The following is a 25,572-nucleotide window of genomic DNA, read 5'->3' on the forward strand; positions in this document are numbered from 1 at the left end:
GTCAGCTCGGCGCCGGAAGCTCGACCAGGCCCGTGAACTCGGGACTGGGCCGGACCTTGATCTCCCGCCACAGCAGCTCCGTGAACGCGCGCACGGCGCGCACCGCCTCCACCAGGTTGCCCTCGGCGAGGTGGATGCGGACGACCAGGCGCTGGGAGCTCTCGCGCAGCGGCTCGTACTCGACGGCGGCCAGCGCGAGGTCCAGCGCGCGACCGTAGGCGCCCTGGGCGAGCTGCCGTTCGGCCATGGCCTCCAGGGTGTGCAACTGGAGCTGACGGACGCGCTCGCGGACGGCGACGACCCACTCGTCGTACCAGCCGGGCAGCAGCACGCCGCGCGGCGGCACCCACGAGCCGTCGTCCTCGGCCTGCGCCGGTCGCCGCACGTGCAGCCGCCGGCTCAGCGCCTGCAGCTCGTCGACGTCGACCGAGACCCGCGGGTCCAGCCGCATGGCCGGGCCGCCCGTGACGATCAGCCCCGGGCAGGCCCGGCCGGCCCGCCAGAGGGTGGTGCGGAGGTCGGCCTGCGCGCGGGCCTCGCTGGAGTCGGGCCACAGGCTGCCTGCGGCGAAGTCACGGGTCGCGGTGCCGTGCAGGCCGAGAAAGGCGACCAGCCGCCGAGCGCTGTGCGGGAGCTCGCCCCACCGTGCACCGCCCGTTTCAGCGCATGCCGACACCTCGAAGGTGCCCAGCAGACGCAGGCTCACCGACCCCTCCGGCCGTGCATCGTACGCCGCGACAGCAGAAGTGCTGTCCATCGGGCGCCCCTCCTCTGCACGAACAGATCCCCCTGGGTTTTATGCCGTCCGCAGATGATCTGTCAATAGGGCGTAACTTTTCGTGAGCGAGGCGGTCATGAGCTGGGCTTTTGAGCTACATTCAGGCGGCCGATAAAATCACGTTGAAACTGCCGAAAATCCCATTCGCCGTTTATTCCAAGCGATATCGAAAAGCACGCGACTCAGCCGTATTTGGTCAGTTCCGGGTGGCGGCGCAGCGTTTCGTAGGTCTTGCGGTCGGGGGCGTAGGCGTCGGCGCGCGACCCGTCCTCGCCGCGTTCGCGGAAGACCTCGCGAAGCCTGTCGACCAGCGGGTCCCACTGCGTGTAGACCGGCTTGAGCTTGTTGAGCGCCTGGATGACGGAGATGACGTCCGGGCCCCGGTACCACGGTGGATGCTCAAGCTCCTTGCGCACCTCGGCGAAGACCGCCCTCTCCTGGTCGCGCAGCGTCATCATGGCGGGGATCAGGCTCCGGAGCTTGGCGTTGCGCTCCTCCACCGCTTCGGCGTCAGGAGCGGGCGCGGGCGGAGGGCCTATCGTTTCCTTCTGTACGGGCGCAGCCGCCGGCTTCAGCTTGCGCAGCTCGGCGCGGATCTCCGTCTGCCGGTCGCCGATCCTGCGCAGCATCTCGGCCACCGCCGCCACGTCGGTGAACTGCTCGGAGGCGGCCGTGATGGCTCTGGCGGCCTTGTCGAGCCTGAGGTTGTCGGCCTTCAGGCCCGCCTGGGCCTCCTCGAAGGCCCCGGCCGCGGCGCGGGCCTTGAGCTGGGCGACCCGGTCGCCCACCACGATCGTCTCGAACGCCTCTCGCTCCTTGGCCAGCTCGGCCGGCCAGTCGTAGCGCACGCCGCCCTCGGCCTGGCCCTGCGGCCGGACCACCGCCTGCACGGCGTCGGACGCGCCGTCGTTGTGGCTCGCGTACTCGGCGAGCGCGCGGCTCATCTCCTCCCTGTCCCCGCCGCCGGCGGCGATCCTGCGGCCGAGGCGCTGCCAGTCCTGGAAGCTCGCGATCCGGCCGCGGAAGGCGTGGTTCCACCTGCCGGGTTCCCGGGAGATCGACGCGATGGTCGCGAAGTCGTCGTCCGACAGCTTCATCCCGATCACCTCGGTGCGGGACTGCAGCAGCTTGCTGCCGCCGGTGGCCAGTTTGAGCGAGCCGGCGACGGGCGACTGGTCGGCGGCGGAGGCCAGCGCGCGGGCCGAGGCCCCCAGGTCGGTCTCCGAGGTCGTGGTGCTGACGTCACCCGTGGCCTTGTTGCCGGGACCGACGGCGGCGGTGACGGCCTGCTCGGTCCGGTACTCCAGTTGCGGGCCCGACGCCACTCCGGCCGTGAGCGCGCCACCCGTCGCCCCGGAGAACAGCTTGTGCGTGCCCGTCTCGTCGACGACCGTCTTCTCCGCGAAGGAATGGGTGGTCGAGATCAACGCCTCCAGCCCCGCGACGCCGACCTTGGGGGTCAGCGTGGTCGACCAGCCGGTGCCGGACTCCGTACCGGCCACCCGGGTGGGGTCGGCGGCGGCCAGGGCGGTCAGTTCGGCCGCGCCGTCGACCGCGAGGATCCGGTCGAACCTGGTCTGGTAGTCCGGGTCTCCGGGGTTCAGGCGGAAGGTGACCGCCCTGGCCTCCGACGTCGTCCTGCCGTAGCTGAGGCCGGCACTCACGGCTCCCGACGAGCCGGACGCGCCGATGGACTTCGCGGTCTCCGACACCACCTCGACCGTGACGAGCACGGCCCCGCCCCTGCGCGCCACCGTACGCTTGAGCGACCTGCTCCTGCTGTAGGAGACCTCGGCGCCGACCGGCGATCTGCCCGCACCGGTCACGCCGAGCGAGCCGCCGACGCCCTTCCTGGCCTCCAGGCTCGCCTGGTCGCCCTCGCCGAGCTTGGCCGCCTCGGCGGCCGACAGCGGGGCCGCCAGGGTGGTCAGCAGCTGCCGCGCGTCGTCGACGCTGCCGCGCGCGACGAGGTTGACGACCCGCAGCTCCTGCTCCGCGCCGCCCGACCCGTCGCGGGCCAGGTCCCCGAGGTAGCGCTTGGTCTCCTCCTGGCTGAACCGGTGGACGAACGTCCCGGTCACCGACCCCGTGACCGACAGCGACGCGTTCGCCGTGCCCTTCCGTCCCGCCCCGCCGCCCACCGTACCGGTCGCGCCGATCGTGACGGTCACCATGAGCTGGTACGCCGGCGGTTCCGTCGCCTCCACCCGCGTGGCCTTCACCACCACGCGGGCGTTGCCGGCGACGGACCTGGTGGTGGTGAAGCCGTTGCCGTACGCGGTGGTCCGCTGGGCGCTCGCGGCCCCCTGCCCGCCGAACCCCTCGGGAGCGGCGACGACCCCGGCGCTCGCCTGGCGGCCGGTCCGGGTCCCCTGCTGGAGCCTGCCCTCCTCGTCGAACGTCCCCGTGCTGGTGTCCTTGCTCCGGGTGAGGGTCAGGCTGCCCTCGTTCCGTGCCACCGTCGTCCCTGTCGTGCTCTTGGACGTGGCCTCAGGGGCCCCCTTGGAGGGAGCCTGAGTTCCGGGCGCGGGGGCCGCGGACGCTTTCGGCGCCGTACCAGGGGGCGGGGTCGGCACGGGGGTAGCGGGAGCTTTCGGTGTGGTGGCGGGTGCCGGGGTCTTGGCCGGTGCGGGGGCAGGGGCCTGCTGCGGAGCTTCGGGTTTCGGACTGGCCTTGGGCGCCTTCGGCCGGGCCTGGGCCTGCTGGAGGATCTGGTCGTCCGCATCGGCCGGGACCGGGAGGGTCTCCGCCTTGGGCAGCGGGAACGGGATCAGCCGCCGCCGCTTGGCCGGGGGGGCGGCCGGGCCGGGGGGCGGGGCTCCCTCCGGGCGCCCCGGGTAGCGTCGCTCGACGACCGGTTCGGGCCTCGGCGGCTTGGGTGGGAGCTTCTTGATGGCCTCCAGCGCCGGGGAGAGGTTCACGGGGACGTGCTCGCCCAGCGGGTCCTTGGCCCGGCCGGTGCCGACGGTGGCGCCGGCCAGCCCGAGCTTGGCCGCGCAGTGCGGGCAGATCAGGGAGCTGGCGCCGACCGCTATCAGCTTGAGCTTGTGCTTGGCCGCGTGCGCGACCAGCCTCGCCTCCGCGTCCTTGCGCGCCTGCTCCGCCGTGCGCTTGCGCTTCGGCTCGTCCGGCTCCGACGCCTCCCCTTCGGCGGTCCCGCCCTCATGCTGGTCGACGAGATGCAGCCCCGGCTGGGACGCCGGAGCGGTCTTCGGCACCACCCCCGACAGAGGAACCGGCTCGGACTTCGGCACCACTCCCGACTGCGGCACCGGTTCGGACTCGGGCTCGGGCTCGTGGGCGTGCGCGAGCGCCGACCCCGGCGCGGGCACCGGGCCGGGAGTCGCTGAAGGGGCCGCTGCCGGTGAAGGGGCGGGCTTGGCGGCCGGAGCCGGTTCGGCGGGTCCGGCCGGTACGACCTTGAGATCGGGAGCCTCCGGCTTCTGCTTCTTCAGGCGGACGGCCTTGACCCACGTCTCCCCCGGCCCCAGATCGACGAGCTTGCGGCGGCTGCCTTTGGTGGTGGTGACGAGCTCGTGCAGGTTGTCTTCCTCGTCCACGGCGTAGCTGACGGTGACGGTGACGTCACCCCGGATGGAGCCCGCGGCCGCCTCGCGACGCTCCTCAGGGGTGCGCTGGTCCACCGGCAGCGGCTTGTCCTCCTTCTCCGCCTTGGCGGCTTTCGCCTCCTGGCCCGCCTCCCACCGGGCGAGGCTCTTCCGGACGACCCCCTCCATCAGCTCGGTCGCCCGCAGGTCGGCGGCGTCCTGGAACTCCCGCAGCCGGGCGAACGCCGCGACGTCCTCCGGGCTCGCGGGGCCGCCCGTCTCCTCCGCCATGGCCAGCCCGATCGACGCGCTGCCGCCGACGGCCACGTAGCCGCTCTCTGGGCCGCTCTCTGGGCCGCTCTCTGGCCCGCTCTCGTGCGCCACCGCGTCGGCCGCCGCGTGGGCCGCGGCCTCGAGCCCGGCGTGGCGGGTCGGCCGCGGGCCCGCGCCGCCGCGCTGCTGGATGACGTGGGCGAGCTCGTGGGCGAGCAGGTGCCTGCCGTCGGGGGTGTGCGGCGCGAACCTGCCGGGGCCGAAGACGATCTGCTCACCGACCGTGTACGCGCGGGCCCCCAGCTCGCGCGCCGATCTCCCGGCCGAGCCGTCGGAGTGCACCCTGACCTGGCTGAGGTCCTGCCCGAACCGCTGCTCCATGGCCGTACGCGTCACCCGGTCCAGCGGCTCGCCCCTGCGCGCCAGCTCCCTGCGGGCCGCGGCGGGGACGGGCGCCGAGGCCCGCGCGGGTTCGGCACGTCGGTCGCCGGCCGCCATGGTCACAGTCCGTGCGTGAGCGGCAGCGCGAACGACGTCCGCCAACCGGTGACCGCGTCGCCCTCGACGACGGCCAGCGGCGCGTAGTGGTAGGCCACGCCGTGCGGGCCGCGGCCCTGGGGGTGGTGCCAGATGACGTCGCCCAGCGTGCGGCGCGCGGGGAAGACCCAGTAGTCACCCGTACGGTAGCGGTGCGGGTTGCCGCGCTCGCCGGTGAGGAAGCGCACCTCGACGCCCCGCTCCAGCGGGATCCACCCCGTATCCTTCCTGGCCGCCTGCGCCTCGGTCACCGGAACGGCCCCGTCGGGGGACTTGCCGGGCGGCGTGTGGTCCCAGCGCCGCAGGTACGGGTGGCGGCGCCGGTCGATCGCGGGCGGCGGAGCGTCCAGGGTCACGGTCGACAGGTCCACGTCCACGTCGACCACCTGCCGCAGCGGCGCGGCCGGACGCGGCCAGCCCAGCTCGCGGCGCAGCGAGACGGCGTCGTCCACGGCCTCCACCCACTGGCCGACCTCCAGCGCGGTGTGCCGGTCGCGGCCCAGGCTGCTCACCTGGACCACGGGCCCGTCGCTCGCCAGGATCGGATAGATCACCGAGCCGTTGTCCCGCGACCAGGCGAAGCTCGCCCCTTCCCGGACGGTGCCGCCGCTGCGGATCTCCACCCGGTAGAGCTGGTTCTCCCCGGTGTACCCCGCGTCGGACGGCGCGGTGCACGGGTCGTCGTCGGCCTCGTGCGGGCGCGTGGCCCGTACCTGGAGCACTCCCCGGTGCTCCGCCGACTCGGCGGCGGCGATCCAGTCGGCGACCCAGGTCTCCACCGACACGTCGCCGGTCGGCACGGGCACGGCGCGCACCTGCCAGACGACCTGCGCGCGGCTGCTGGTGTCGGGGTGGTGCGGGCCGAGCGCGGGCTCGTGCAGCGTAGGGTCCTCCACCTCGGTGACGTGCCGCTCCCAGACCTTCAGGTAGACCAGGTACCTGCCCTTGGGCAGCCGGTCGGCGCCCGCGACGTCCAGCACGGCGTGCGGCTGCTTGGCGTAGGTGGTCTCGGCCGGGTTCTCGACGCCGATGCCGTTCACGTAATAGCGGCCCGCCCCGATGGTGAAGTCCGCCACGGCCGGGTCGCCGACGGCGAAGCCCAGTCCGGGGCCCGCCGGCCCGGCGTGGGGGCCCATCAGGTCGGCCAGCGCGCCGCGCAGCTGGTGCAGCAGGAGCGCGGTCTGCTCGTTGCGGTTGGCGTCCAGGCCGACCCTGCCCTGCAGGTCGAAGACCGCGGAGTAGCCGCGCTCCGGCGAGAAGGTGATGTTGGAGAAGTCTCCGTGCACAGCGGTCTCCCTAGGTGGCGTTGATGACGGCTGCATCGACACCGAGGGGGACGAACCCGTCCAGGTGGTCGACGAGGTTGGCGAGTCTGCGCGCCTCGAACAGGTCGTGGAAGGCGCCCATCTCGGCGCCGTCCTCCGCTCCTGTGCGGATGGCGTCGGCACAGGTCTCGTGCAGCCGGCAGTAGCCGGGCGTGCCGTACCTGACGCTGGTGAACCTGGGCCGCAGCCGGTTGTCCGAATCGGGCGGGCACCGGTAGCGGGGCGGGCCGCCGTGGCAGGCGTAGGAGACGTAGGAGTAGCGCGCGCAGCCGGCGTCGCGCCTGGCCACGTGCACGCAGCCGGTCACGATGCTGTCCTCGGCGAGCCTGAGCAGGTAGACGCGCACCTGGCCGAGCACGGTGCAGCGGCGCAGGGTCAGGTCGGCGTAGGCGTTCCTGGCGTCCACGCCCGTCACTGCGGCCAGCTCGCGGCCGGTCGCGTCGATGATCGAGTCGTACGCCTCGACGATGAGCGGCTCCCCCGCGGTCTCGTCCTGGTCGACGAGGATCGTGCCGACGATCGACCGTTCGACGCGCAGGCGGGCGGTGGTGCGGCGCAGCTCGATCGACGGCTCCTCGCCGTGGCGGGGCTCGCACCGGTCGTCCAGCTCCCAGCCGGGCACGAGGGTGCAGTGCCTGATCGTCACCTCACCCACCTGCCCGGTGATGTCGACGCTGCGGCCCGAGATCACGAGCCCGTCGAGGAGCAGGCGGGGGCGGCGCGCGGACGGCGGCGGGCAGTCGGCGGCGCCACCCGGCGGCGGGGTCTTGGAGCGGGCGCGCACCGAGAGCGCGTCGAACCTGTTGGCCCGCTGGTTGAGCAGCCTGATGACCGGCCGCTGGTAAGGCGCCGCCCGCAGCTCCAGCCGGTCGTCCAGGTCCAGGTCGACGCAGAGCGCCTCGGTGTAGTCGGCCGAGTCGACGATCTCCACGAGCGCGTCGTGCAGCGACGGGTCGGCCTCCTTGTCCTCCTGCCACTGCCGGAGCGCGGCGGTGATCGAGCCGAACCCGTCACCGCCGACGACGTACCGGCGGCGCTCCCCGACCGGGGCGGTCGCCCTGGCGTAGGCGCCGCCACCCATGCGCTCGCTGAAGCCGTAGCACCAGCTCACCCACACCCCCTCCTCCGGCGCCTCGTCCGGCGGGAAGGCGATCCTGCCCAGCACCGGGTCCACGACCACCTGGCCCGGCTGGGGCCGGTAGCGCCAGTCGCTCAGGTCGGCGCCGACGATCCGGCTCGCGGGGACGGGGTTGTCCAGGCTGTCGCGCCAGATCCGCAGGGCGCGGCCCGGGCCGTAGTACTCGGTCACGGCCGCGGCGAACTCCTCGCGGCCGATCGGCTGCGGCAGGTCGGCGGGTCCCGACAGGTGGGCGGCCTTCGGCCCCGTACCCTGCGGGGCGAACAGCTGGGTGTCGATGCCCAGCACGTTGACCAGGTAGCGGCTGTAGCGCTGGTCGACGCAGAACGCCGGGGCCCGGGTGACGGGGAAGGACAGCAGCCGCCACACGTACAGCGCCAGGCTGGGGATGTTGGGCAGGCCCCGGGTCAGCTCGCTGTTGATGCGGCGCACGTCGGGCAGCCTGGGGGCGGTGTCGAAGGGGCCGCCGACGCGCTCGCAGGCGACGAGGTCGCGCACGTCGAAGGTGGCCGGCCGGTCCGGCCGCAGGTGCCGGAGGTGCTGGTCGCGCACCAGCATCCGGTACGTCTCCACCGCCCGCGCGGGCCGGCCCGCGACGTCGAAGGCGAGCTGTTCCAGCGCGGCGGCGGTGCCCTTGCGGCGGCGTACGGCCACCGCGTCCGCCACCTCGGCGCGCGAGACGCCCTCCCTGTCGATGCCGACCAGGGCCGCGATGTACGGCACGATCCACTCGTCGCAGGTCTCGACGAACCAGTTGGCGTACCAGGTGTCGAGGTCGTCCTCGATGACGTGTACCTGCTCCTCGATGATCCGCAGCAGTGCCCGCAGCGGGTGGCCCCGCTCCTCGTCCCTGCTGCGGTGGATGGCGGGCAGCAGCGCGGCCAGCTCGTCGCGGGTCATCGGGCCACCTCCACGTGCAGGACGACGAACCCGTCCAGGCCGGGTGTGATCAGGACGAGCTCGGCGGGGTCGATGTGGACGCCGTCGGCCCGGGTCCTGGCCGGTCTCGCGGGTATCCGTTCGGCCACGCCGGTGACCGCGGCGGCCTCGGGGGCGGTCGTGCCGAGGGTGGCGCCCAGCCGTACGACGTCGGCGAACGCGACGCCGGGCACGCGCTGGAGCTCCGCGACGACCTCGGACAGGTACAGGCTGCGCCCGAGAGCGCGCGCGTCGAACCCGAACGCCGACTCCAGGGCCGCGCGGGCCTGCGGGCCGACCAGGTCGGGGGCGCGGTCGGCGTCGATCCACACGTTCGCCTCCAGGACGACGTTCCACAGCGTGCGCGGCGCCGCGGCGACCGGCACGCCGGGGTCGCCGTAGCGGCGGCAGGCCGCGAGCAGGCCGCGCAGCAGGTCGGAGTCCGGCTCGATCGGCGCGTCGTCCACGCCCGCCACCGTCACGTGGACCAGTTCCCTGCCGCCCGCGCTCAGGCGGGTCGCCGCGGCCTTGCCGACACCCGCGCGGGCCAGGGTGAAGTCCGCGTAGTCGCGCAGGCCCACCAGCCGGTCCATGGCCAGCGTGGGCAGCGGCGCCCGGCCGCGCAGCGCCGGGTCCGCGTCGTGGTCGGTGCCGCCGCTCGCGCGCAGCGGGTTGGTCACCGCGCTGACGCCCAGCGGTTTGGTCTGCAGCTGGCTGAGCTGCCCGGCGCGCACGTTGCCCGCCCTGCCGATGCCCACGCGGTAGGTGAAGGCCACGTTGCCGGTGCCGGTGGGCAGCCGCGATCCGCGCCTGCCGTCGCCGAACTCGACGGTCGCGCCGCCCGCGGCGTCCACGCTCAGCTGGTAGGCCCGCTCGGACGGCCCCGCCCAGGCCAGCTCGGGGACCTCGTGCCAGGCGATCCCGCCGACCCTGACGATCAGCTCCGCCTCGGCGCCGTCGGCGTCGGGGGTGGCGAGGTACGTCAGCGGCTGCTGGCCCAGGGTGAAGCGCTGGCCGGCCGCGCCGGCGTCGCCGCTGCCCGCCGCGGGTTCGAGCTTCGTCTCGCCGTTCGTGGCGCGTACGACGTTGGCCCAGACGGTGACGGTGGAGCGGCGGTAGCTGCCGCGCAGCGGGGCCGCGAGGTCCAGCACCGTGTGATCCGGCACGCTCCCCGACGAGGAGGCCCGCCGGGTGCCGATGACCCGCGCGACCTCGCCGCTCGGCGGCGTGAGCGGGCCCGCGTCCTGCGGCATCCCGGACACGACGATCGTACGGCCGGTCGGCAGGTCCTCGATCACCACGCCGAGGTCGATCGAGCCGCCCTCGACGGGCCCCGTGATGGGCTCGTCGGCCAGGGCGAGAGGCTCGGCCTGGACGTAGAAGGTGTAGCCGCGCAGCTCGGACAGGGAGCGCCCGGCGTCGCCGTGCTCCTCGGGGAACCAGGGCGCCACCAGCACGAGCGCGGTCACCCTGCCGGAGATGCCGTAGCGGGCCAGGCCCAGCGTGCGCACCTCTTTCACGAGGTTGACGTTCACGAGGCCGTCGCCGGAGACCACCACGATCCAGCTGCCCGGGAGGATGCGCGGGTAGTCGGCGTCGAGCGGGAGCAACGTGCGCGCGCCCGCGTCGGAGTCGTACAGGCCCTCGTCGAGCTCCCAGTCGGGGTCGTCCGCGGCGACCTCGCCGATCACCCCGCCGGATGTCGCGGGCGGGAGCGGGGCGGCGGAGCCGAACGTGGCCGCCTTGGCCCGCAGGACCTCCAGCCGGACGAACTCCGCCTCCTCGTCGCCGTCCTCGGCCACCCCGGCCGGGGACAGCTGGAGCCTGGCGGCGGTCACCTGCGCGTCCAGATCGGTCTCCGCCGACTCGACGATCCTCAGCAGGGGCGATCCGTCGGTGAAGTGGAAGAGCAGGCGGTCGTTGGGCGCGAGCCCGGTCGCGATCCCTTCGACGTGCACCACCCGCAGGGAGGCCACGCGGCAGCGGGTCAGCCGCGTCGGGCGGCGCAGCCTGGGCGGCAGCGCGCCCCACGACGGGCGGGCCACCAGCTCCTCAGCCGTCTCGAAGATCTGCGGCTTGGCGCCGGGGTCGGGCACGCTCTGCACCCTGGCGCCCGCCGGCACCCGCACGAGCGGGTCGTCGGGGTCGGGGTCGAGGGTGTAGGCCAGCCAGGCGCTCGCCGCCAGCCCCGGCCGGGGCCGGTAGCCGACGAGCGCGGCCAGCTCCACCAGCGAGCGCCGCTCCTTGGCCGTCGCGAGGTAGCCCTCGTCGGCGATGCGTTCCTGGTAGAAGGTCAGCACGTCGCCGACGCAGGCCCACGCGTCCAGCAGCGCCAGCGCGGGGTCGTCGGGGGCGCGCGTGGTGAGCCTGGCCAGCTCGGGATGGTCGGCGGAGGCCAGCCTCCCGATCATCCTGGTCAGGAACGCCGCCCGGGTACCCACGCGGACGCTCAGGCTCGACCGCCCCGGCGGATTGGCCGTCGGCAGCGGTGTCCCCGAAGCGCACCGCCCGCAACATCCCGCCGCTTCACCGCAGCTCATACCGGCTCACCGCCCTCCCACGAGATCCAGCGTCAACGTCCCGGCCGAGGGGATCTCCAGCGGGCCGAACGCGAGCGCGCCGCCGGGAGCCACGGGCGGCCCGGTGGAGACCGTGCGGGCCAGCCGGACGACGCTCGACGACACCACTCCCGGCACGGCCATGGCCTCGGCCAGGATCCGGCTCACGTACAGGCCGGTGCCGAAGGTGAGGCGGTCGGGGTCGAACATGCCGCCCGGCGCGTCGCCGAGCCGGGCCCGCAGCGCGACGGTGACGGCCGAGCGGGGCGCGTTCGCCGCCAGGCAGACGCGTAGCCCGAGGTCGACCGCGACCAGCCGGGGCGGGTCGGCCCGCAGGTCGTGCCCGATCCGCCGGACCTGCTCCAGCCGGGTCCGCACCGCCTCCAGGGGGAACTCCTCGCCGCAGCGGCCGCGCAGGGGGTCGATCGCCACGTCGGCCTCGTACCAGCCGCCGGTCCAGGCCAGGTCGGTGGCCGCGCTCTGGACTCCGGGCTGGGCGGCGGCGATCGTGGCGTAGTCCTCGGCGGTGACCGCCCGTATCAGGCGGTGCCGGTAGGCGGTGGGGCCGAGCAGGCGGGCTTCGGCGACCGGTTCGGGGTCGATGCCGCCCGTGGCGGCCAGCGGGTTGCGTACGCCGGTCACGGGCACCGCGATGGGGCACGAGGCCACCAGGTGGGCCACCGCCTCGGGGCCGACGTTGCCGGCCGTCCCGTTGCCGACCCGCAGGCGCAGCTCGAACCGCTGGCCGGGGCGGACCCCGCGGCCGTACTTTCCATCGCCGAAGCGCAGGTGCGAGCTGCCCTCGTCGTCCACCTCGACGACGACATGCCGGTCCTCGGGGCCGCTGCCGATCAGGTCGGCCCGCACCGTCCACGTCTCGCACTCGGAGGTGAGCCACAGCTGGGCCGGCGCCGTACGCGGGTCCTGGGTGAGCGCGGCGGCGGCGGGACCCGCGGCGACCGGCTCGGCGGGGTCGAGCCCCCCGCCGGCACCCCAGGTGGCGGCCACCTCGGCCGCGTCGGCGGCGTCCAGCGGCAGGCCGAGGCGGGCCTGGGCGGTCAGCCTGGCCAGCCTGCCGAGCAGGCGGGGCCGGGGCGCGGTGCCGGTGGGGATGCGGGCCAGCGTCAGGGCCTGGCCCGCCGCGACGATCTCGGGAGCGGGATAGGGCGCCCGGCGGGTGAGGGGCGCGTGCGGCAGCACGGGCTCGAAGCGCACCCGTACGGGGTCGCGCTCCGGGCGGCCGAGCCCCTCGCACCGCACGGGACCGGGCTCCCCTTCGGGCACGGTCAGCGTGCCGGTCACTGTGGCGCCGTGGTCGACGAGGACCACGTTCGCCCTGGCCACGCTCACGTCCTCGAACAGGCAGCACTCCTCGCCGCCGATGGCGGCCAGGCACAGGTCGAACGTCAGGGCGTCGGCGCACGCCCAGCTCACCCGGAGCAACGGCTGGTCGTAGACCGGGTCGTCGAGCTCCTCGACCTCGGTCAGCCGTACGGCCTGGCGGTGGGTGACGTCCGCGTCGCCCGGCACCCCGGTCAGCGGGCCGCGTACCTCCTCGAAGATCACCACGTCGCCGGGGCACAGGCCGAGCAGCCGCTCGGACCGCTCCTCGTCGCACCAGCCGTCCACCAGCGTCGCGGCCGTCGCGCCGCGCTGCAGGCAGCACTCCTCGCCGCCCCAGGTCCACAGCCGGATGCGGTTACGGGCAGGGCTGACGGCCAGGTCGTGCTCCAGCACGGGTTCGTACACCTGGTAGCCGCCGCCGGGCGCCAGACGGCGCAGCTCGCCCTCCGAGACCATCGGGCGGCCGCCGAGCGCCGGGACCGCCGTCACGAACCGGTAGCTGCCCGCGTACAGGACCCCCGGCTCCTCGACCTCCAGGTGCACCCAGGTGCGCGCGTTGCAGCCGTCGTGCATCCGGTAGTCGACCAGCCGCAGGTGCCGCCGCACCGACGTGCGCAGCCGGGCCGTGCCCAGGTACGCCTCGGTGGCCACCGCGTCCTGGCGGTAGGAGAGCTGGTCGCCGACGTAGGCGAGCAGCTCGACCAGCGTGACGCCCAGGTCGGGGATCTGCCGGTCGGTCCAGGCGGGGGAGGTCAGCGCGAGCCGGTCCAGGATGAGCCGCCGGAAGCTCGCGTAGTCCTTGGCCAGGTAGTCGATGACCGCCCGGTCCTCATCGCCCGGAGGGCAGGGCGCCGTCGCGCCGCAGTCGCTCTCCTCGCCGCAGTCGCCGGTGAAGGTGAAGGCGGCCCGGGCGTACCGGGGGTCGAGGTCCTGTGCGCAGGCCAGCTCCACCTCGTACGGCGAGCGGTCCCCGAGCCGGTCGAGGTGGACGACCAGCTCGTCGTAGCGACCGGCCCGCGCGGCGACCACCTCGACGTGGACGGCCCGCACCGCGCGCCCGGGCCCGGTGATGGCGACGTCGTCCGCCTCCGGCACAGGCTCGGGCGCCTTGCCGAACAGCAGCAGCCGCAGCGTGCGCGCCTCGTTGTCGACCTGCACGCCGGCGATGCCGCCCCATCCGCAGGCGCGGTCCCGTTCCCGCCGCGCGCGGGGCGGGCAGCCCTCGTCGGCCGTCATGGCCCGGTCCTCCGTTCGACGGTGACCGAGTTGAGCTCCCCGGTCAGCAGCAGCACGTACGCCACCGACACCAGCAGCGTCCCCTCCTCGGCCCGCACGTCCACGCGCTCGACCCGCAGGTCGTCGGGCAGCCACTGCTGCAGGGCGGCCTGGAGCGTGTACTCGACGGCCCCGGCCAGTTCGGGGCTGTTGGGGGCGAAGACCAGCCGTAGGACGCCGGTGCCGAAGTCGGGCCGGTTGACCCGCTCCCCCGGGATCGTGAACAGCAGCTGCTCGACCATGTCGCGCACGTGGTCCTCGTCCGTGGTGGTGGCCGACCTGCCGTGCGCGTCGACGTGGAAGGGGAAGTCGAGGTGGGTGCTCATGATCCCGCCGCCCTGAGCTGCGTCGAGGTGATGATCGGCGTGCCCTGGGGGGCCTTGGCCGCCGACTGGCTGACACCGGCGCCGGGCCCCGCGGGCTCCAGGACGACCGGTTTGCCGAGCACGAAGACCCGGGTGGAGGCGGCCAGCGCGAAGTCGACGGTGACGCAGGGGCTCGGCGGGGTCGCGCCCGACAGCGAGCAGCCCGCCACCGCGACCACGTCGCCGACGGTCACCACCGGCGCGCCGCCGGCCAGCACCACGGTCTGGCCGGGGACGATCGTGGCCTTGCCCTGATGCAGGCAGGTCACCTGCGAGGCGACGGTCAGGAGGAAACCCGGCATCGTCGGCACCCCTCTCAGGCCGGCTTCACGACGAGCGCGCCGTTGTTGATGTTGACGAGCCCGACGAGGTTGATGGCCGGCGCGGTGATGGTCACGCCCGAGGTGTCGACCGTGATGGCCGCCGACTGGGACTGCAGCAGCACGCCGCTGCCCTTCATCGGGGCCACCGGGGTGTCGGACAGGGCGATCTTGCTCTTGCCGATGGTCTCGATGAGGAGCGCGGGCGCCGCCGGGGGCAGCAGCTTGGCGGTGGCGGGCGCCTCTTCCCGGCTCCCCCAGAAGAAGCCCACCCAGATGGGGCTGTCGGGGCTGCCCTGCTCGAACTCCACCCAGACCCCGGCGCCGGGCGGCGGCACGGCGAAGAAGCCCATCTGCAGCCCGGCCAGCGGCACGCACGGCATCGCCCACGTCGACGGCAGCACGCCGAGCACGTCGGGCACGCTGACCAGCAGCCGTCCCTTGCCGAGAGGGTCGATGTTGTTCAGCACCGAGCCCCGGTACTTGCCGTAGAAACGTCTGGTGCCCGGCGGCTCGGCGTCCTCGCGCTCGGCGGGGCCGAAGAAGCCGGGAGACTCGACATAGCCGAGCTCGTCCATGTTCATGGCAGGTCCTTAGGAGAGGGGCAGGAACGCGTTGCGGGTCAGGGTGAACTGCTGGGTGTAGCCGCCGCGCGTGATGTCGTGGGTGACGCTCTTGACGAAGTAGGTGCCGTCGTAGCCGAGGCTCGCGCCGCGCACCGTGACGGGACGGCGGGCGCGCAGCGGCTGGCCGTAGCGCAGCACGTCCAGCGTGCCCTGCCCGCTGATCACCTCGTAGCCGTCGGCGGCCCTGGCCAGCGCGACCAACCCCGCTTCCAGGGGGGACAGCTTGGCCAGGCCCCTGACCACCGACGTCTTCAGCGGCAGCGGCTTGCGGGCGCCCATCGGCGGGTTGACCGGGGTGATGTCCGGGATGGGCACGGGGATGGGGAACTTCGTGGTGGGCTCCTGGACCAGCGCCACGTACTGCGTCGCGGAGAACCCGTCGAAGGTGAACGTCAGCGTCTCGACGTTGGTGGTCGCGTCGGCGTTGGCCCACAGGGTGGGCTGTGGCGGCCCGGCCTTGACCAGCGGCCCCCAGTACGCGTAGTTGACCCCGGGGTCCGGCCCCGGCTCGACGTAGAACTGGTAGCCGACCTGCGCCGCGAGCGCCTTGACGTAGGCCAGGTCGGTGCCCTGCTGCGCGGGGATCGACTCCATCGGGTTCGGGGTGATCAGTTTCACGCTCGGCACGATCCGCGGGACGAGCCCGTACATCGGGTATTTGGCGCAGATCACGGCAACCCGCACCTCCGGCGGCAGACCTATGTACGGCACGCCAGTGAAGTCGACGACGTCCATCATCCGGGAGACGTCCTCGCCGGTGAGCGTGAGCCGCGCCTGGCCGGGCTCGGCGGACGGCGTCACCTCGTGCCGGGTGACGACACCGTCCATCAGGACGGTGGCCTGGCCTCTGATCGTCACGACGATCTGCGCCCTGGCCGGCGGGTCGAGCGCCCCCGAGGGCAGCAGCTCGCGGAACAGCAGCGACCGCTTGCCCATGCCGAACGACAGCCGGAACCCGCCCGGCTGGCCCACGCCCTCGCTCACCTGCACCGACAGCAGCGCGTCCACGACCTCGCGCGGCACCCGCTCGGCCCGCACCGCGCCGAGCCTGAGCGACAGCAGCAGCTCAGAAGCCATGCGGGCTCCCGATGGTCGCGGTGGGCAGGGCGACGTCGAGCCGCCGTCCCGGGCGGGCGGTGAGGTCGGCGGGGTCGAGCACCGGGTTGGCGTCCGCGATCTGCCAGAAGCGCTCGGGGTCGTCGAGGTGCAGCGCGGCGATCCGGTCCAGGCGGTCGCCGTCGCGCACCACGTGCACGGCGATCACGGTGAGCGTGCGCCGGTCCGGCAGGAACCTGCGGCGCACGTACGGGATCGGCTCGCCGCCCTCCGGCCGGTGGGTGGCGATCTCGATCCCCTGGTAGCGGCTGGTCGCGGTGAACATCAGGTGCCTCCTGGCGGGCCGTCGAGGCCGAGAGTGCGCAGCTGGTCGGACGGGTGCAGCGCGGCGAGCTGCTCGCGGCGCCGCTGGTGGCCGATGAACAGGCCGCTCCCCCGGTGGGTGAACCCCAGGTCGTCGACGGTGAGGATGCGCATCGACAGCGACACCTTGGCCCTGATCGGGTTGAGGTTGGAGTCGAACGCCTCCTCCGTGACGGTGAACTCGGTGAGCCGGACCGGCACCACGCGCTCGCGGCTCCACACGAAGACCGTCAGCGGCGACTCGACGGGGACGATCTCGAAGGCGCCCTTGCGGGCCGCCTCGTCCTGCGCGATCAGGGCGCCGGCCGTCGGGTTCACCAGCAGGTCCAGCGTGGCCAGGACGGGCAGCAGGCCGTACGCGGCGACGGCGTCGTTGCCCGGCGCGAAGGGGTCTTCGAGCTGCGTCGTCGCGTCGAGCTCCGCCTCGAGCTTGATGGTCTCGTGCGCGGGCCCGCGCAGCCGCAGCGCCTCGCTGCGGTCGCCGGGTTCGGCGCCCACGCCCTGGGGCTGGAGCGTGCGGGTGATGGTGTCCGGGTTGTACTGCAGGGTGATGACCCTGAGCACCGCGCCGTCGGCGGGGTCGAGCAGGACGAGCCCGCCCCTCGGCACCACGGGCGTCCCCGGTGCGAACTGCGCGCTCACCGCTGCCCGCCTCCCGCCAGTCCCTGAATCCCGCCGACGACGGCCTGTGCCAGCCCCGGCGTGGAGCCGTCGGCGGCGTCCACGCTCAACCGCCGCCGGGCGGCCTGTTGCGTGGGCCCGCCCGCCAGATCCCGCCGTACGGCCTCGGTCAGAGCGTCGATGAGCTCCTGCCGGGAGAGGCCCGCCGAGTCCAGCACGACCCTGTCGATGTGCAGCACGATGCGCGTCACCGGCCCACCCGCTCGGGGTGCGGGACCGTCAGCGGCAGGCCCAGTTTCCGGAACTCCGCCCGCGCCGCCGTGAGCACCGTCGCGGTGTCGACGGGCTCGCCGGCGTCCGCGGCGAGGAACGCGGCGCCCAGCGCGATCGCCTGTACGGCGGCGCCCGTGACCGGCAGGTCCACCAGCGCGTCGAGGTCGAGGCCGCCGAGCGGCACACCCGCGGGGAAGGCCGCCGACCACAGCCGTCTGCGCTCCTCCCGTCCCGGCATCGGGAAGTCGACGACGAACCGCAGCCGCCGCAGGAAGGCCGGGTCCAGCGCGGCACGCAGGTTGGTGGCCAGCACCGCCACCCCCTCGTAGGCCTCCATCCGCTGGAGCAGGTAGCTGACCTCGATGTTGGCGTAGCGGTCGTGGCTGTCACGCACCTCGCTGCGGCGCCCGAACAGCGCGTCGGCCTCGTCGAACAGCAGCAGCGCGCCGCCGTCCTCCGCCGCGTCGAAGACCCTGCGCAGGTTCTTCTCGGTCTCGCCGATGTACTTGTTGACCACGGCCGACAGGTCGACGCGGTAGAGGTCCTGGCCGAGCTCGTGGGCGAGCACCTCGGCCGCGAACGTCTTGCCCGTCCCGCTGGGGCCGCTGAACAGCGCGGTGACCCCGTTGCCGCGTGCCCGGCGCTCCCCGTACCCCCAGGTGGACATGACCGTGGCGCGGTGCCGCACCTGCGCGACGAGCCCGCGCAGCAGGTCCGTCTGCTCGCCGGGCAGCACCAGGTCCTCCCACCTGGCCTGCGGCACCGTGCGCTGGGCCAGGGCCTCCAGCCTCGGCCTGGCCGAGCTGCGGCAGGCCGCCCACAGGCGCGCCCGCCCGTCGGGGGCGTCGAGCACGGGCCGCAGGGCGGTGGCGATGCGGTGGACGGCGGGCACGCTCAGCCGGAACTGGCCGGCCAGCGTGCGCGGCGCCCCCTCCAGGGGCAGCCCCGTCGCGGCCGCCCACAGCTCGGCCTGCTCGGCGAGCGTCGGCCGGCCGACGTCGATCACCGACGTGGCCCGGTCGGTGACCGGCCACACCTCGCGCGTGGCCAGCAGGACGAGCCCGCCCACCTGGGACAGGAAGCGCCGCAGCGCCGCGGCCGTGGCGGGGTCGGCCAGGTCGGCGTCCACGGCGTCGAGCAGCAGCGCCATCGGCAACAGCAGGCTTTCGCGCTGCCACAGCCTGGCCACCAGGTCCTGGTCCGCCCCCGCCGCCACGAGCGCGCCGACCGGCAGGTGGTACAGCTCGCGGTTGAGCAGCGCCATGGCCCGTACGGCGACCAGCTCGCAGCTCGGCTCGTCGCCGCCGAGCAGCTGGATCACCGGGAAGCGGCCGTCGGGCGTGTCGGTCAGCGCCGCGCCGACCAGGGCGTCCGCCGCGGCCTGCGACGAGCGGGGCAGCCCGAGGCCCGCCGCCGGGTCGGGGCAATGCTCGACCAGCCCCGTCAGCCGCTCGTCGAGCCGGTTGAGCCCTCTGATCAGGTCCACGATCCGGTCGTCGGCCCGCAGCGGCACGACGGCCAGCGGCTGAGCTCCCGCGCCCACGGGCTCCACCAGCCGCCAGAACCGCAGGCCCCGCTCGGGCGAGAGCACGTCCCAGCGGGCGTCGTCGAACAGGCGCAGCGCCAGGGCGAAGGTGGGGGCGGGCTCCCCCTGGGCCGCGGCGATCAGCGCGGTGATGCCGGGCTCGATCGCGGGGGCGGCGCACAGCAGCAGCACGTCCCGTTCGAAGTCGCTCAGCCCCAGCCGCTCGGCGATCTGCACCAGGGCGGGGGCCCCGAGGCCCGCCGTCGCCCGAGCCGCGGCCTCCCGCGCGCCCGCCATCGCCTGCGCCGCACCCTGCCGTGGGGTCGCTTGGCCGGCGGCCGGCGCGTCGGCGGGCACGGCGGGCACGGCGGTGCGGTCACGGGTTCTCCGCCAGCCCCTCCTCGTCTCCAGCGGCTCCGGCTCAGACCGCTGGGCGGGACTCGGGGGTTGCGGGGTGAGGCCGGCGAGCCGGACGGCCAGCCAGTCGAGGGACGCCTTCAGGTAGGCGCCGTTGGCCTGCTCCCAGGCGGGCGCGTCGGTCATGGGATCACCACCTCTGCCGTGGGGCCGGACTTGAAGGCGCCTGTGGCCCGGTCGACGATGTCGGTGTCGACGCCGTCCACGCGGACGCGGACCTTGTACGTGCCGGGCGGGATCGCGGCGACGACCGAGAGCGTGCCGGTGCCGGCGGTCAGCAGGGGCACCGGCAGGTGCAGACCGCCCACGAGGACGGCCGCCTGCTGGCCGACCAGCACCGGATCGGCGACGGTCGCGGTCACCGTGGTCCTGGCCGGGGTGCCGCCCGCCGGGGTGGCGGCGAGGGCGATGATCTCGGGGGCGACGGCCAGGGGGACCTCGTTGGTGGGCACCCCGCCGGACGCGGGCGTCAGGGAGATCGCCCACGGTCCCGCGGGCAGCCCGGTGGCGGGCAGCGCGACGGCGACCTCGTCGGTTCCCGGAGACGGGAGGTGGACCTCGGCCGTGGCCGGCACCCGCAGATGACGCAGGTGGGCCATGAGGGCGCCCGCAGGGAGGTTGCGGACGCTCAGCGTGACGGTCTCGCCGGGCAGCGCGACCGGGCTCCCCGGCACGCCGTACCGGATGCCGGTGACGGCCGGGAAAGGTGAGGCGGCGTCCGGGTGGGCGACCGGCGACCTGCCGTCGGGCCCACGCTTGAGCACGGGCAGCGGCGCGGCGCCGGGCGCGGGGTTGTCGATGAGCACCGCCGAGACCTGGTAGGACGCCGAGACCCGGTACGGCGTGGCGAACGCGGTCCACATCTTCGCGATGTCGTCCTGGCTCAGCGACTCGAAGCTGACCTTCACGTTCTCGAGCTGCAGGTGCAGGTCGCTGCCGGGCAGCGGGATCGCCGTGGCGGCCCGGATCTCCTCCCCCGGCAGGATCGGGGTGTCGTGCAGGGCCAGCATCGCGGCGCCGAGCAGCTCGTGGGCGGTGCCCTCGTCGGTGCTGTAGGCGGCCAGCAGGTAGTGCAGGACCAGCGGGAGCAGCGGCCTGGGCGACTCCCCGGGCGGCGCGCCCGGCGGGTCGGCGTTGCGGAAGGAGGGGTGCATGTCGGTGCGGTACAGGAACAGGTTCACGTGGTCGCCGTTGACCTCGTCGGGCGCGCGGTCCGGCGGCACGATGGTCACCTGCGGGCCGCCGAGCTGGTTGAAGATCCTGGCGCGCAGCGCGGCGGTCACTGCGGCGATGGCGAGGGAGTTGCTCATGCCAGCTCCCCCTTGCTCCGGCCGCGCAGGTACGCCTGGAGCACCGAGGCGTGGTCCTTGCGCGGCGGCTTGGCCTGCGGGGCGGCCTGGGCCTGCGGGGCGCGTACCTCGAGCCGCCCGATCGAGATCTCGACCACCGACGGCGCGGGGGCGTCCTGTGCCGCCTGGGCGGGCGAGGGCCGCGCCGGCGCGGCGAGCACGGGGCCCGCGGCGACCCGCAGCAGCGGGGCGCCCGCCGCACGCCTGGCCTCGGCGATGTCGGGGAGCGGCGAGTCCGGCTGATGAGCGGGGGCGTACGGCCGCGGCGGAGTGGCGGGGGTGCGGCGCCCGGCGCGCGGCGCCCGGGCCACGACGGCCGGGTCCACCGCATCGGGCCTGGTCACGGACGGCACCGGCGGGGTCCGCTCGCGGCCAGGTTCCTCGGGGGCGCGCGGGGACCGTTCCACGTCGATCTCGTGCTCCTCGTACGCCTCCGTCTCCTCCGCGGCGGGCCGTCGGAGCCTCGTCGCGGGGACGGCGGGCGGCCGGGCGGCAGGAGCGGCAGGGGCGGGGTCCGGCACGTCGGAGAAGGCGGGCGGTTCGGCCTGGGCGCGGCTCATCGGCGGCTGGTCCTCGTACAGCGAGGCCGGGCGGGGGCGGATGCCAGTCACCGGCTCGCGGCTGCGCGTGATCAGCCGCTGGACCAGGCCACTCACGATCTCACCAGCCCCAGGTAGCACTGCCGCCGCCAGGCGCTCAGCGCGAGGACCTGCGGCTCGGTCCAGCCGTAGGCGGCGGCCAGGTCGTGCACCTCCAGCAGGGTCCTGCGGCACCAGCCGTCCAGCTCCGACCACAGGTAGCTGACGATGTCGAAGGACTCGGCCCACTCCAGCCCGCAGTCGGGGCACGCCAGGCACAGCTCCACGTCCACCAACGGGTCGGCCGCGGCCCAGGCCGCGGCCGTCTTCTCGATGTCCTCCGCTTCGGAGCAGCGGCCGACGAGGGCTTCGCACGGGTCGCGCTCGGACAGCGCGGCGGCGACGTCGGCGCTGGTGGGCAGCCGGCACGGTGCCGAGGACGGCGGGTCGAGCAGTTGCTCCTGGTCGAAGGAGACCTCCACGTCCGTACCGCACTCCGGGCACGTGGACACGCCGTCCAGGCTGGAGCCGAACAGCGCGGCGCGCAGCTCGAACAGAGCCCGGTCGCGCTGCCCGACGGTCAGGTGGGCCAGCTCGCCGGGGGTGCGGCCCGTACCGGCCGCGAGCAGGGCGAGGCCCCGCTCCAGCGGCGTGCGGTCCCAGCCCGCCTCCCACGCGTCGAGCAGCTCAGCAGCACCGGCCACCACTGTCACCAGGACCGCCCCTCAGGAGTCCTGCTCGGTGGGCTCGGTGACGCTCAGGTCGCGCACCCATCCCTCGTTCTCCAGCTTCAGGTGCTGGATCGCGATGGCGTTGGCGTTGGCGTCGAGGTCGGGCAGCGCCTGGAACTCCGACACCCAGCAGCGGAAGACCTGGTACGCCAGCACCTTCTGGCCCGCCTCGTTGAAGACCTCGATGACGAGGTCCTTCCTGAAGGAGGCCAGCGCCACCTCGCGGTCGCGCTGGTCGGGGCCGGCCTGGGCGTTGGCGTAGTTCCACACCTTGTTGGCCCACTGCTCGAACTCGGGGTCGTGGGTGACGCCGCGTTCCAGGGTGATCGGCTCGTACTTGGTGCGGCCCGGCGACTTGCGCGAGCTGGAGTGGTCGCCGCCGTCGCGGTGCTCGACCACCTCCGTGGTCCGGCGCAGGGCGCTGACCTTGCTGATCCCGGCGACGTACTTGTTGTCCCACTTCACCCGGAACTTGAAATTCTTGTACGGGTCCAGGCGAGTGGTGTTGACGGAGAACTGAACCAATGTCGCTCCTAGGGAGTGGCCGATCGTCAGGCGTCGGGACGCTTCTGCTGGATCCGGATGCGCACGAACTCGGCGGGTTTCAGCGGCTGGAAGCCGACGTCCACGTTGACGACGCCGACGTCGATGTCGGCCTGCGGGTTGTTCTCCCTGTCACACTTGACGAAGTACGCCTCCCGGGCCGTCCTGCCCTGGAAGGCGCCCTGGCGGAACAGGCCGTCCATGAAGGCGCCGACGTTCAGCCGGATGGAGGCCCACAGCGGCTCGTCGTTGGGCTCGAACACCACCCACTTGGTGGCGCGGAACAGCGTCTCCTCGATGAACAGGGCGAGCCTGCGGACGGGGACGTACTTCCACGGGTCGCCCACCTCGTCGTTGCCCCGGCAGGTCCGCGACCCCCACAGCACGTGCGAGTAGACGGGGAAGGTGCGCAGGCAGTTGACGCCCAGCGGGTTGAGGCCGCCGTTCTCCGCGTCGGTCAGCGCCACGGTCGCCGAACGTACGCCGGCCAGCGCCGCGTCCACCCCCGCCGGCGCCTTCCACACCCCGCGCAGGGTGTCGGTGCGGGCGAACACCCCGGCCACGGTGCCGATGGGCCCCACGGTCAGGTCGGGGCCGCCCGCCGGGTCGGAGATCGTGAGGCGCGGGTAGAAGACGGCGGCGTTGCGCCCGGCGACGCCGGTGACCGGCAGCCCCGCGCCCGCCCCCGAGGTCGCGTTGGCGACGGTGGTCCAGGAGAAGGGCGGATCGAGCAGCAGCATCGCCCTGCGGTCCACGCACAGCCGGGCCGCCGCGTCGATCACCGGCGCCCAGCGCGAGTCCCTGTCGTCGGGGGTCCCGGAGGCGGGGGGCGCGAGCTGCGGCGGGATCACCAGCAGGTTGAAGATCGGCACGTCGAGCAGGGCCTGCATGCCGGTGCGCCGGACCGGGTCGCCGATCACGTCGGCGGCGTTGAGCGTCACGTCGGCCGCCGGAGTGACGGTTTTGTCCCCTTCGGGGGGCCGCCTGTCGACCGCGCTGCCGTCGGCCGGCCCGACCAGCCGGGAGGTCTCCAGCGCCCGGTCCAGCCACCTGCCGCGCAGGGCCGCGTCGATGGAGATCTCGTACGTCTCGGTCGCCTTGCCGGAGACCTTGATCGTCAGGGTGTAGTGCTTGCTGTCGGCGGGGTCGTGCTTGACGGTCGCCGTCAGCGTGTTGCCCGCCGTGCCGGGGGCCGTGGCCCGCAGCTTGACGCCGTCACCGAGGTCGATGGTGGCGTACTGGGTGTCGGCGCCGACCCGTACGACGATCGCCTTGGCGCCGCCGTTGAGGAAGAACTGGTAGACCGCGTAGCTCAGCTCGCTGCCGGTCCACAGCCCGCCGAAGGTGCTGTCGTACTCGGTCCAGCTGTTGATCGTCGTCGGGGTGCGCGGACCCTCCAGCGCCAGGCCGACGAACGCCGCCACGGACGTGTCGACGCCGACGATCGGCCGGACCGCGCTCTCGATCTCCTCAAGATAGACACCGGGATAGGTGAATCTCGTCGCCATCGGCCTTCCTCGTCCTGTAGCCGCAGAGCCTCTGCCGGTAGTGTCGGCCCAGGCCATAACCCGGCCGTCACCTCACCGTCACTGCGCCATCACCCAGGCCCTGGACGAGCCGTTTCCGGCTGGACCGCCGCGACCCTCGTGGGGCCGATCGGGCACACTCGTCCCATGCGTAACGGACGGCTCTTCACCATCGTGGGCGGGATCTTCGGTCTGATCGGGCTGGTGCTGCTCTGCGTCGGCATCGCGATCGCCGCCTCCACGGCGAGCTTCCTGACCTCGGCCGAGCGGACCGACGGCACGGTGGTCGAGCTGACCGCGCGGACCAGCACGACCCGGAGCTCCGACGGCCATACCCGCCGCGCGACGTACTGGTACCCGACCGTGGAGTTCACCGTCGGCGGCAGGCGGTACGCGTTCCAGAGCTCCACGGGCAGCAACCCGCCGTCCCATCAGAAGGGCGAAAGCGTGCCCGTCGCCTACGACCCGGACGATCCGTCCGACGCGCGGATCGCGTCGTTCTCGTCGGCGTTCCTCGCTCCGCTGATCGTCGGCGGGCTGGGGGTGGTGTTCACCCCGATCGGTACGGTCCTGTTCGTCAAGGGACGGCGGATCGCCCGGCTGCGTGCCTGGCTCCGGGAGCAGGGACAGCAGGTGTGGGCGGAGATCGAGCACGTGGGACGCGACTTCAGCGTGCGGGTGAACAACCGGCACCCGTACGTCGTCCATGCGACGTGGCAGGACGAGCGGACGGGCCGGACGTACACCGCGGCCAGTGACCACCTCCGCGACGACCCGGGTCCCCGCCTGCGGGGCCGGACCCGCGTTCGCGTGCTGTACGACGCCGCCGACCCCGATCGCAACCTGATCGACCTGGACGCGCTGCCGTCCCCGTCCTGACGGGCCCGCGAGCCGGCTAGAGCGGCGCGCCGATCGCGAACACGTCCATCAGCTGCGCGAGGGTGCGGTAGTAGCCGATGAGGACGACCAGCTCCACGACACCCTCGCGTCCGAGCGGTCCGGCCGCGGCCGCGTACTCCTCGTCGTCCAGGGGGCGCGGGTCGTCCTGCAGCCGCCGGCACAGGCGGTAGGCCGCCGCCTCGGTGGGATCGGCGGAGGTGAAGGTGCCGGAGGCGAGTGTGGACAGCTCCTCATCGGTGAGCCCGGCCGCGCGGCCCACCCGCTCGTGGGCGTACCTCTCGAAGTCGCTCCCGGTCGCCGCGGCGACGGCGAGAATCGCGATCTCGCGGGTGCGGGCGCTCATCCGCGTGCGGTAGCGCAGTGCCGCGCCCAGCTCCTGGAGCGGGCCGCCGAGGAGAGGCGCGTGCAGCATCACGCCGAAGGGCCCGTTGAGCGCCCCGTCCTGGTCCTGGAGCGCGAAGAGCTGGGGCCCTGCGGCGCGGGGACCCGAGGTGATCTGCCGGTAGAGGGCCAGCTGCTCCTCGCTCAGCTCGGCCTCGGTCAGTTTCGGAAGCCGCGGGGCGGGCGTGTCGCGCACGTCGATGTCCTGTTCGCCGGTGTCGGGTCGGAGTTGTGCGGCGAAGAAGTCCGCCGTCCAGGAGCAGGGTACGGGCCCGGCCGCCCGCACCGCCGATCCGCGGCTCGC

21 protein-coding genes are annotated in these 25,572 nt (G+C 73.9%); 1 reads left to right on the forward strand and 20 read right to left on the reverse strand.

Features of this window, described 5'->3' with window-relative positions; translation table 11 throughout:
• Position 1 precedes the first annotated feature (1 nt).
• From AB0J87_RS32120 to AB0J87_RS32210, 19 genes are all read right to left on the reverse strand, one after another.
• Positions 2 to 706, reverse strand: a complete 705-nt coding sequence (locus AB0J87_RS32120; protein WP_350727540.1) for a BTAD domain-containing putative transcriptional regulator — start codon at positions 704 to 706, stop codon at positions 2 to 4.
• A gap of 254 nt (positions 707 to 960) precedes the next feature.
• Positions 961 to 5,097 (reverse strand): DUF4157 domain-containing protein, encoded by a 4,137-nt coding sequence (locus AB0J87_RS32125; RefSeq protein WP_363971125.1) that lies wholly within the window; start codon positions 5,095 to 5,097, stop codon positions 961 to 963.
• 2 nt (positions 5,098 to 5,099) lie between these two features.
• Positions 5,100 to 6,422, reverse strand: coding sequence for a DUF6519 domain-containing protein (locus AB0J87_RS32130; protein ID WP_363971127.1), 1,323 nt, complete (start codon positions 6,420 to 6,422; stop codon positions 5,100 to 5,102).
• Positions 6,423 to 6,432: 10 nt separating this feature from the next.
• The gene (locus AB0J87_RS32135) at positions 6,433 to 8,499 is read right to left on the reverse strand and encodes a phage tail protein (RefSeq protein ID WP_363971129.1); all 2,067 of its coding nucleotides are present in this window, start codon (positions 8,497 to 8,499) and stop codon (positions 6,433 to 6,435) included.
• Positions 8,496 to 10,958: a putative baseplate assembly protein gene (locus AB0J87_RS32140; protein WP_363971131.1), complete on the reverse strand. Its 2,463-nt coding sequence runs from the start codon at positions 10,956 to 10,958 to the stop codon at positions 8,496 to 8,498. Before AB0J87_RS32140 ends, AB0J87_RS32135 begins: the two co-directional genes overlap by 4 nt.
• Positions 10,959 to 11,063: 105 nt before the next feature.
• Positions 11,064 to 13,655 carry a putative baseplate assembly protein gene (locus tag AB0J87_RS32145; RefSeq protein WP_363971133.1) on the reverse strand — a complete coding sequence of 864 codons (2,592 nt, stop codon included), beginning with the start codon at positions 13,653 to 13,655 and terminating at the stop codon, positions 11,064 to 11,066.
• Positions 13,652 to 14,020 carry a GPW/gp25 family protein gene (locus AB0J87_RS32150; protein WP_350727534.1) on the reverse strand — a complete coding sequence of 123 codons (369 nt, stop codon included), beginning with the start codon at positions 14,018 to 14,020 and terminating at the stop codon, positions 13,652 to 13,654. Before AB0J87_RS32150 ends, AB0J87_RS32145 begins: the two co-directional genes overlap by 4 nt.
• A complete protein-coding gene (locus AB0J87_RS32155; RefSeq protein WP_355209731.1) occupies positions 14,017 to 14,361 on the reverse strand; it encodes a hypothetical protein in 345 nt (114 codons plus the stop codon). The genes AB0J87_RS32150 and AB0J87_RS32155 overlap by 4 nt, the downstream gene beginning before the upstream one ends.
• Before the next feature lie 14 nt (positions 14,362 to 14,375).
• A complete protein-coding gene (locus AB0J87_RS32160) occupies positions 14,376 to 14,963 on the reverse strand; it encodes a phage baseplate assembly protein V (RefSeq protein ID WP_350727532.1) in 588 nt (195 codons plus the stop codon).
• Between the two features lie 9 nt (positions 14,964 to 14,972).
• Positions 14,973 to 16,082, reverse strand: a complete 1,110-nt coding sequence (locus tag AB0J87_RS32165) for a hypothetical protein (RefSeq protein ID WP_363971136.1) — start codon at positions 16,080 to 16,082, stop codon at positions 14,973 to 14,975.
• Positions 16,072 to 16,386, reverse strand: a complete 315-nt coding sequence (locus tag AB0J87_RS32170) for a LysM domain-containing protein (RefSeq protein WP_350727530.1) — start codon at positions 16,384 to 16,386, stop codon at positions 16,072 to 16,074. Before AB0J87_RS32170 ends, AB0J87_RS32165 begins: the two co-directional genes overlap by 11 nt.
• Positions 16,386 to 17,066: a hypothetical protein gene (locus AB0J87_RS32175; RefSeq protein ID WP_363971138.1), complete on the reverse strand. Its 681-nt coding sequence runs from the start codon at positions 17,064 to 17,066 to the stop codon at positions 16,386 to 16,388. Before AB0J87_RS32175 ends, AB0J87_RS32170 begins: the two co-directional genes overlap by 1 nt.
• The gene (locus tag AB0J87_RS32180; RefSeq protein WP_363971140.1) at positions 17,063 to 17,296 is read right to left on the reverse strand and encodes a hypothetical protein; all 234 of its coding nucleotides are present in this window, start codon (positions 17,294 to 17,296) and stop codon (positions 17,063 to 17,065) included. The genes AB0J87_RS32175 and AB0J87_RS32180 overlap by 4 nt, the downstream gene beginning before the upstream one ends.
• Positions 17,293 to 19,386 (reverse strand): ATP-binding protein, encoded by a 2,094-nt coding sequence (locus AB0J87_RS32185; RefSeq protein ID WP_363971142.1) that lies wholly within the window; start codon positions 19,384 to 19,386, stop codon positions 17,293 to 17,295. Before AB0J87_RS32185 ends, AB0J87_RS32180 begins: the two co-directional genes overlap by 4 nt.
• Entirely contained in the window at positions 19,383 to 20,570 is a 1,188-nt protein-coding gene (locus AB0J87_RS32190; RefSeq protein WP_363971144.1) for a DUF4255 domain-containing protein, read from the reverse strand. The genes AB0J87_RS32185 and AB0J87_RS32190 overlap by 4 nt, the downstream gene beginning before the upstream one ends.
• Entirely contained in the window at positions 20,567 to 21,265 is a 699-nt protein-coding gene (locus tag AB0J87_RS32195; RefSeq protein ID WP_363971146.1) for a hypothetical protein, read from the reverse strand. Before AB0J87_RS32195 ends, AB0J87_RS32190 begins: the two co-directional genes overlap by 4 nt.
• Positions 21,262 to 21,900, reverse strand: a complete 639-nt coding sequence (locus tag AB0J87_RS32200) for a hypothetical protein (protein ID WP_363971148.1) — start codon at positions 21,898 to 21,900, stop codon at positions 21,262 to 21,264. Before AB0J87_RS32200 ends, AB0J87_RS32195 begins: the two co-directional genes overlap by 4 nt.
• Before the next feature lie 12 nt (positions 21,901 to 21,912).
• On the reverse strand, positions 21,913 to 22,443 hold the full coding sequence (locus tag AB0J87_RS32205; RefSeq protein ID WP_192784721.1) for a phage tail protein: 531 nt from the start codon (positions 22,441 to 22,443) through the stop codon (positions 21,913 to 21,915).
• A gap of 26 nt (positions 22,444 to 22,469) precedes the next feature.
• Complete coding sequence (locus tag AB0J87_RS32210; protein ID WP_363971150.1) at positions 22,470 to 23,969, reverse strand: phage tail sheath C-terminal domain-containing protein; 1,500 nt, start codon at positions 23,967 to 23,969, stop codon at positions 22,470 to 22,472.
• 165 nt (positions 23,970 to 24,134) lie between these two features.
• Here AB0J87_RS32210 and AB0J87_RS32215 point away from each other — a divergent pair, with 165 nt between their 5' ends.
• Positions 24,135 to 24,866, forward strand: a complete 732-nt coding sequence (locus AB0J87_RS32215; RefSeq protein WP_363971152.1) for a DUF3592 domain-containing protein — start codon at positions 24,135 to 24,137, stop codon at positions 24,864 to 24,866.
• A 16-nt stretch (positions 24,867 to 24,882) separates the two neighbouring features.
• Here AB0J87_RS32215 and AB0J87_RS32220 read toward each other — a convergent pair whose 3' ends face one another.
• The gene (locus AB0J87_RS32220; protein WP_363971154.1) at positions 24,883 to 25,554 is read right to left on the reverse strand and encodes a carboxymuconolactone decarboxylase family protein; all 672 of its coding nucleotides are present in this window, start codon (positions 25,552 to 25,554) and stop codon (positions 24,883 to 24,885) included.
• Positions 25,555 to 25,572 lie beyond the last annotated feature (18 nt).

The sequence above is a fragment of the Nonomuraea sp. NPDC049625 genome, assembly GCF_040675285.1.
Lineage (GTDB): Bacteria > Actinomycetota > Actinomycetes > Streptosporangiales > Streptosporangiaceae > Nonomuraea > Nonomuraea angiospora_A.

What these genes read in the sequence shown, in the direction of transcription:
- AB0J87_RS32125 (WP_363971125.1), bottom strand. Translation starts at nt 5,097, where the DNA reads ATGGCGGCCGGCGACCGACGTGCCGAACCCGCGCGGGCCTCGGCGCCC.
- AB0J87_RS32135 (WP_363971129.1), bottom strand. Translation starts at nt 8,499, where the DNA reads ATGACCCGCGACGAGCTGGCCGCGCTGCTGCCCGCCATCCACCGCAGC.
- AB0J87_RS32145 (WP_363971133.1), bottom strand. Translation starts at nt 13,655, where the DNA reads ATGACGGCCGACGAGGGCTGCCCGCCCCGCGCGCGGCGGGAACGGGAC.
- AB0J87_RS32150 (WP_350727534.1), bottom strand. Translation starts at nt 14,020, where the DNA reads ATGAGCACCCACCTCGACTTCCCCTTCCACGTCGACGCGCACGGCAGG.
- AB0J87_RS32155 (WP_355209731.1), bottom strand. Translation starts at nt 14,361, where the DNA reads ATGCCGGGTTTCCTCCTGACCGTCGCCTCGCAGGTGACCTGCCTGCAT.
- AB0J87_RS32160 (WP_350727532.1), bottom strand. Translation starts at nt 14,963, where the DNA reads ATGAACATGGACGAGCTCGGCTATGTCGAGTCTCCCGGCTTCTTCGGC.
- AB0J87_RS32165 (WP_363971136.1), bottom strand. Translation starts at nt 16,082, where the DNA reads ATGGCTTCTGAGCTGCTGCTGTCGCTCAGGCTCGGCGCGGTGCGGGCC.
- AB0J87_RS32170 (WP_350727530.1), bottom strand. Translation starts at nt 16,386, where the DNA reads ATGTTCACCGCGACCAGCCGCTACCAGGGGATCGAGATCGCCACCCAC.
- AB0J87_RS32185 (WP_363971142.1), bottom strand. Translation starts at nt 19,386, where the DNA reads ATGACCGACGCGCCCGCCTGGGAGCAGGCCAACGGCGCCTACCTGAAG.
- AB0J87_RS32190 (WP_363971144.1), bottom strand. Translation starts at nt 20,570, where the DNA reads ATGAGCAACTCCCTCGCCATCGCCGCAGTGACCGCCGCGCTGCGCGCC.
- AB0J87_RS32210 (WP_363971150.1), bottom strand. Translation starts at nt 23,969, where the DNA reads ATGGCGACGAGATTCACCTATCCCGGTGTCTATCTTGAGGAGATCGAG.
- AB0J87_RS32215 (WP_363971152.1), top strand. Translation starts at nt 24,135, where the DNA reads ATGCGTAACGGACGGCTCTTCACCATCGTGGGCGGGATCTTCGGTCTG.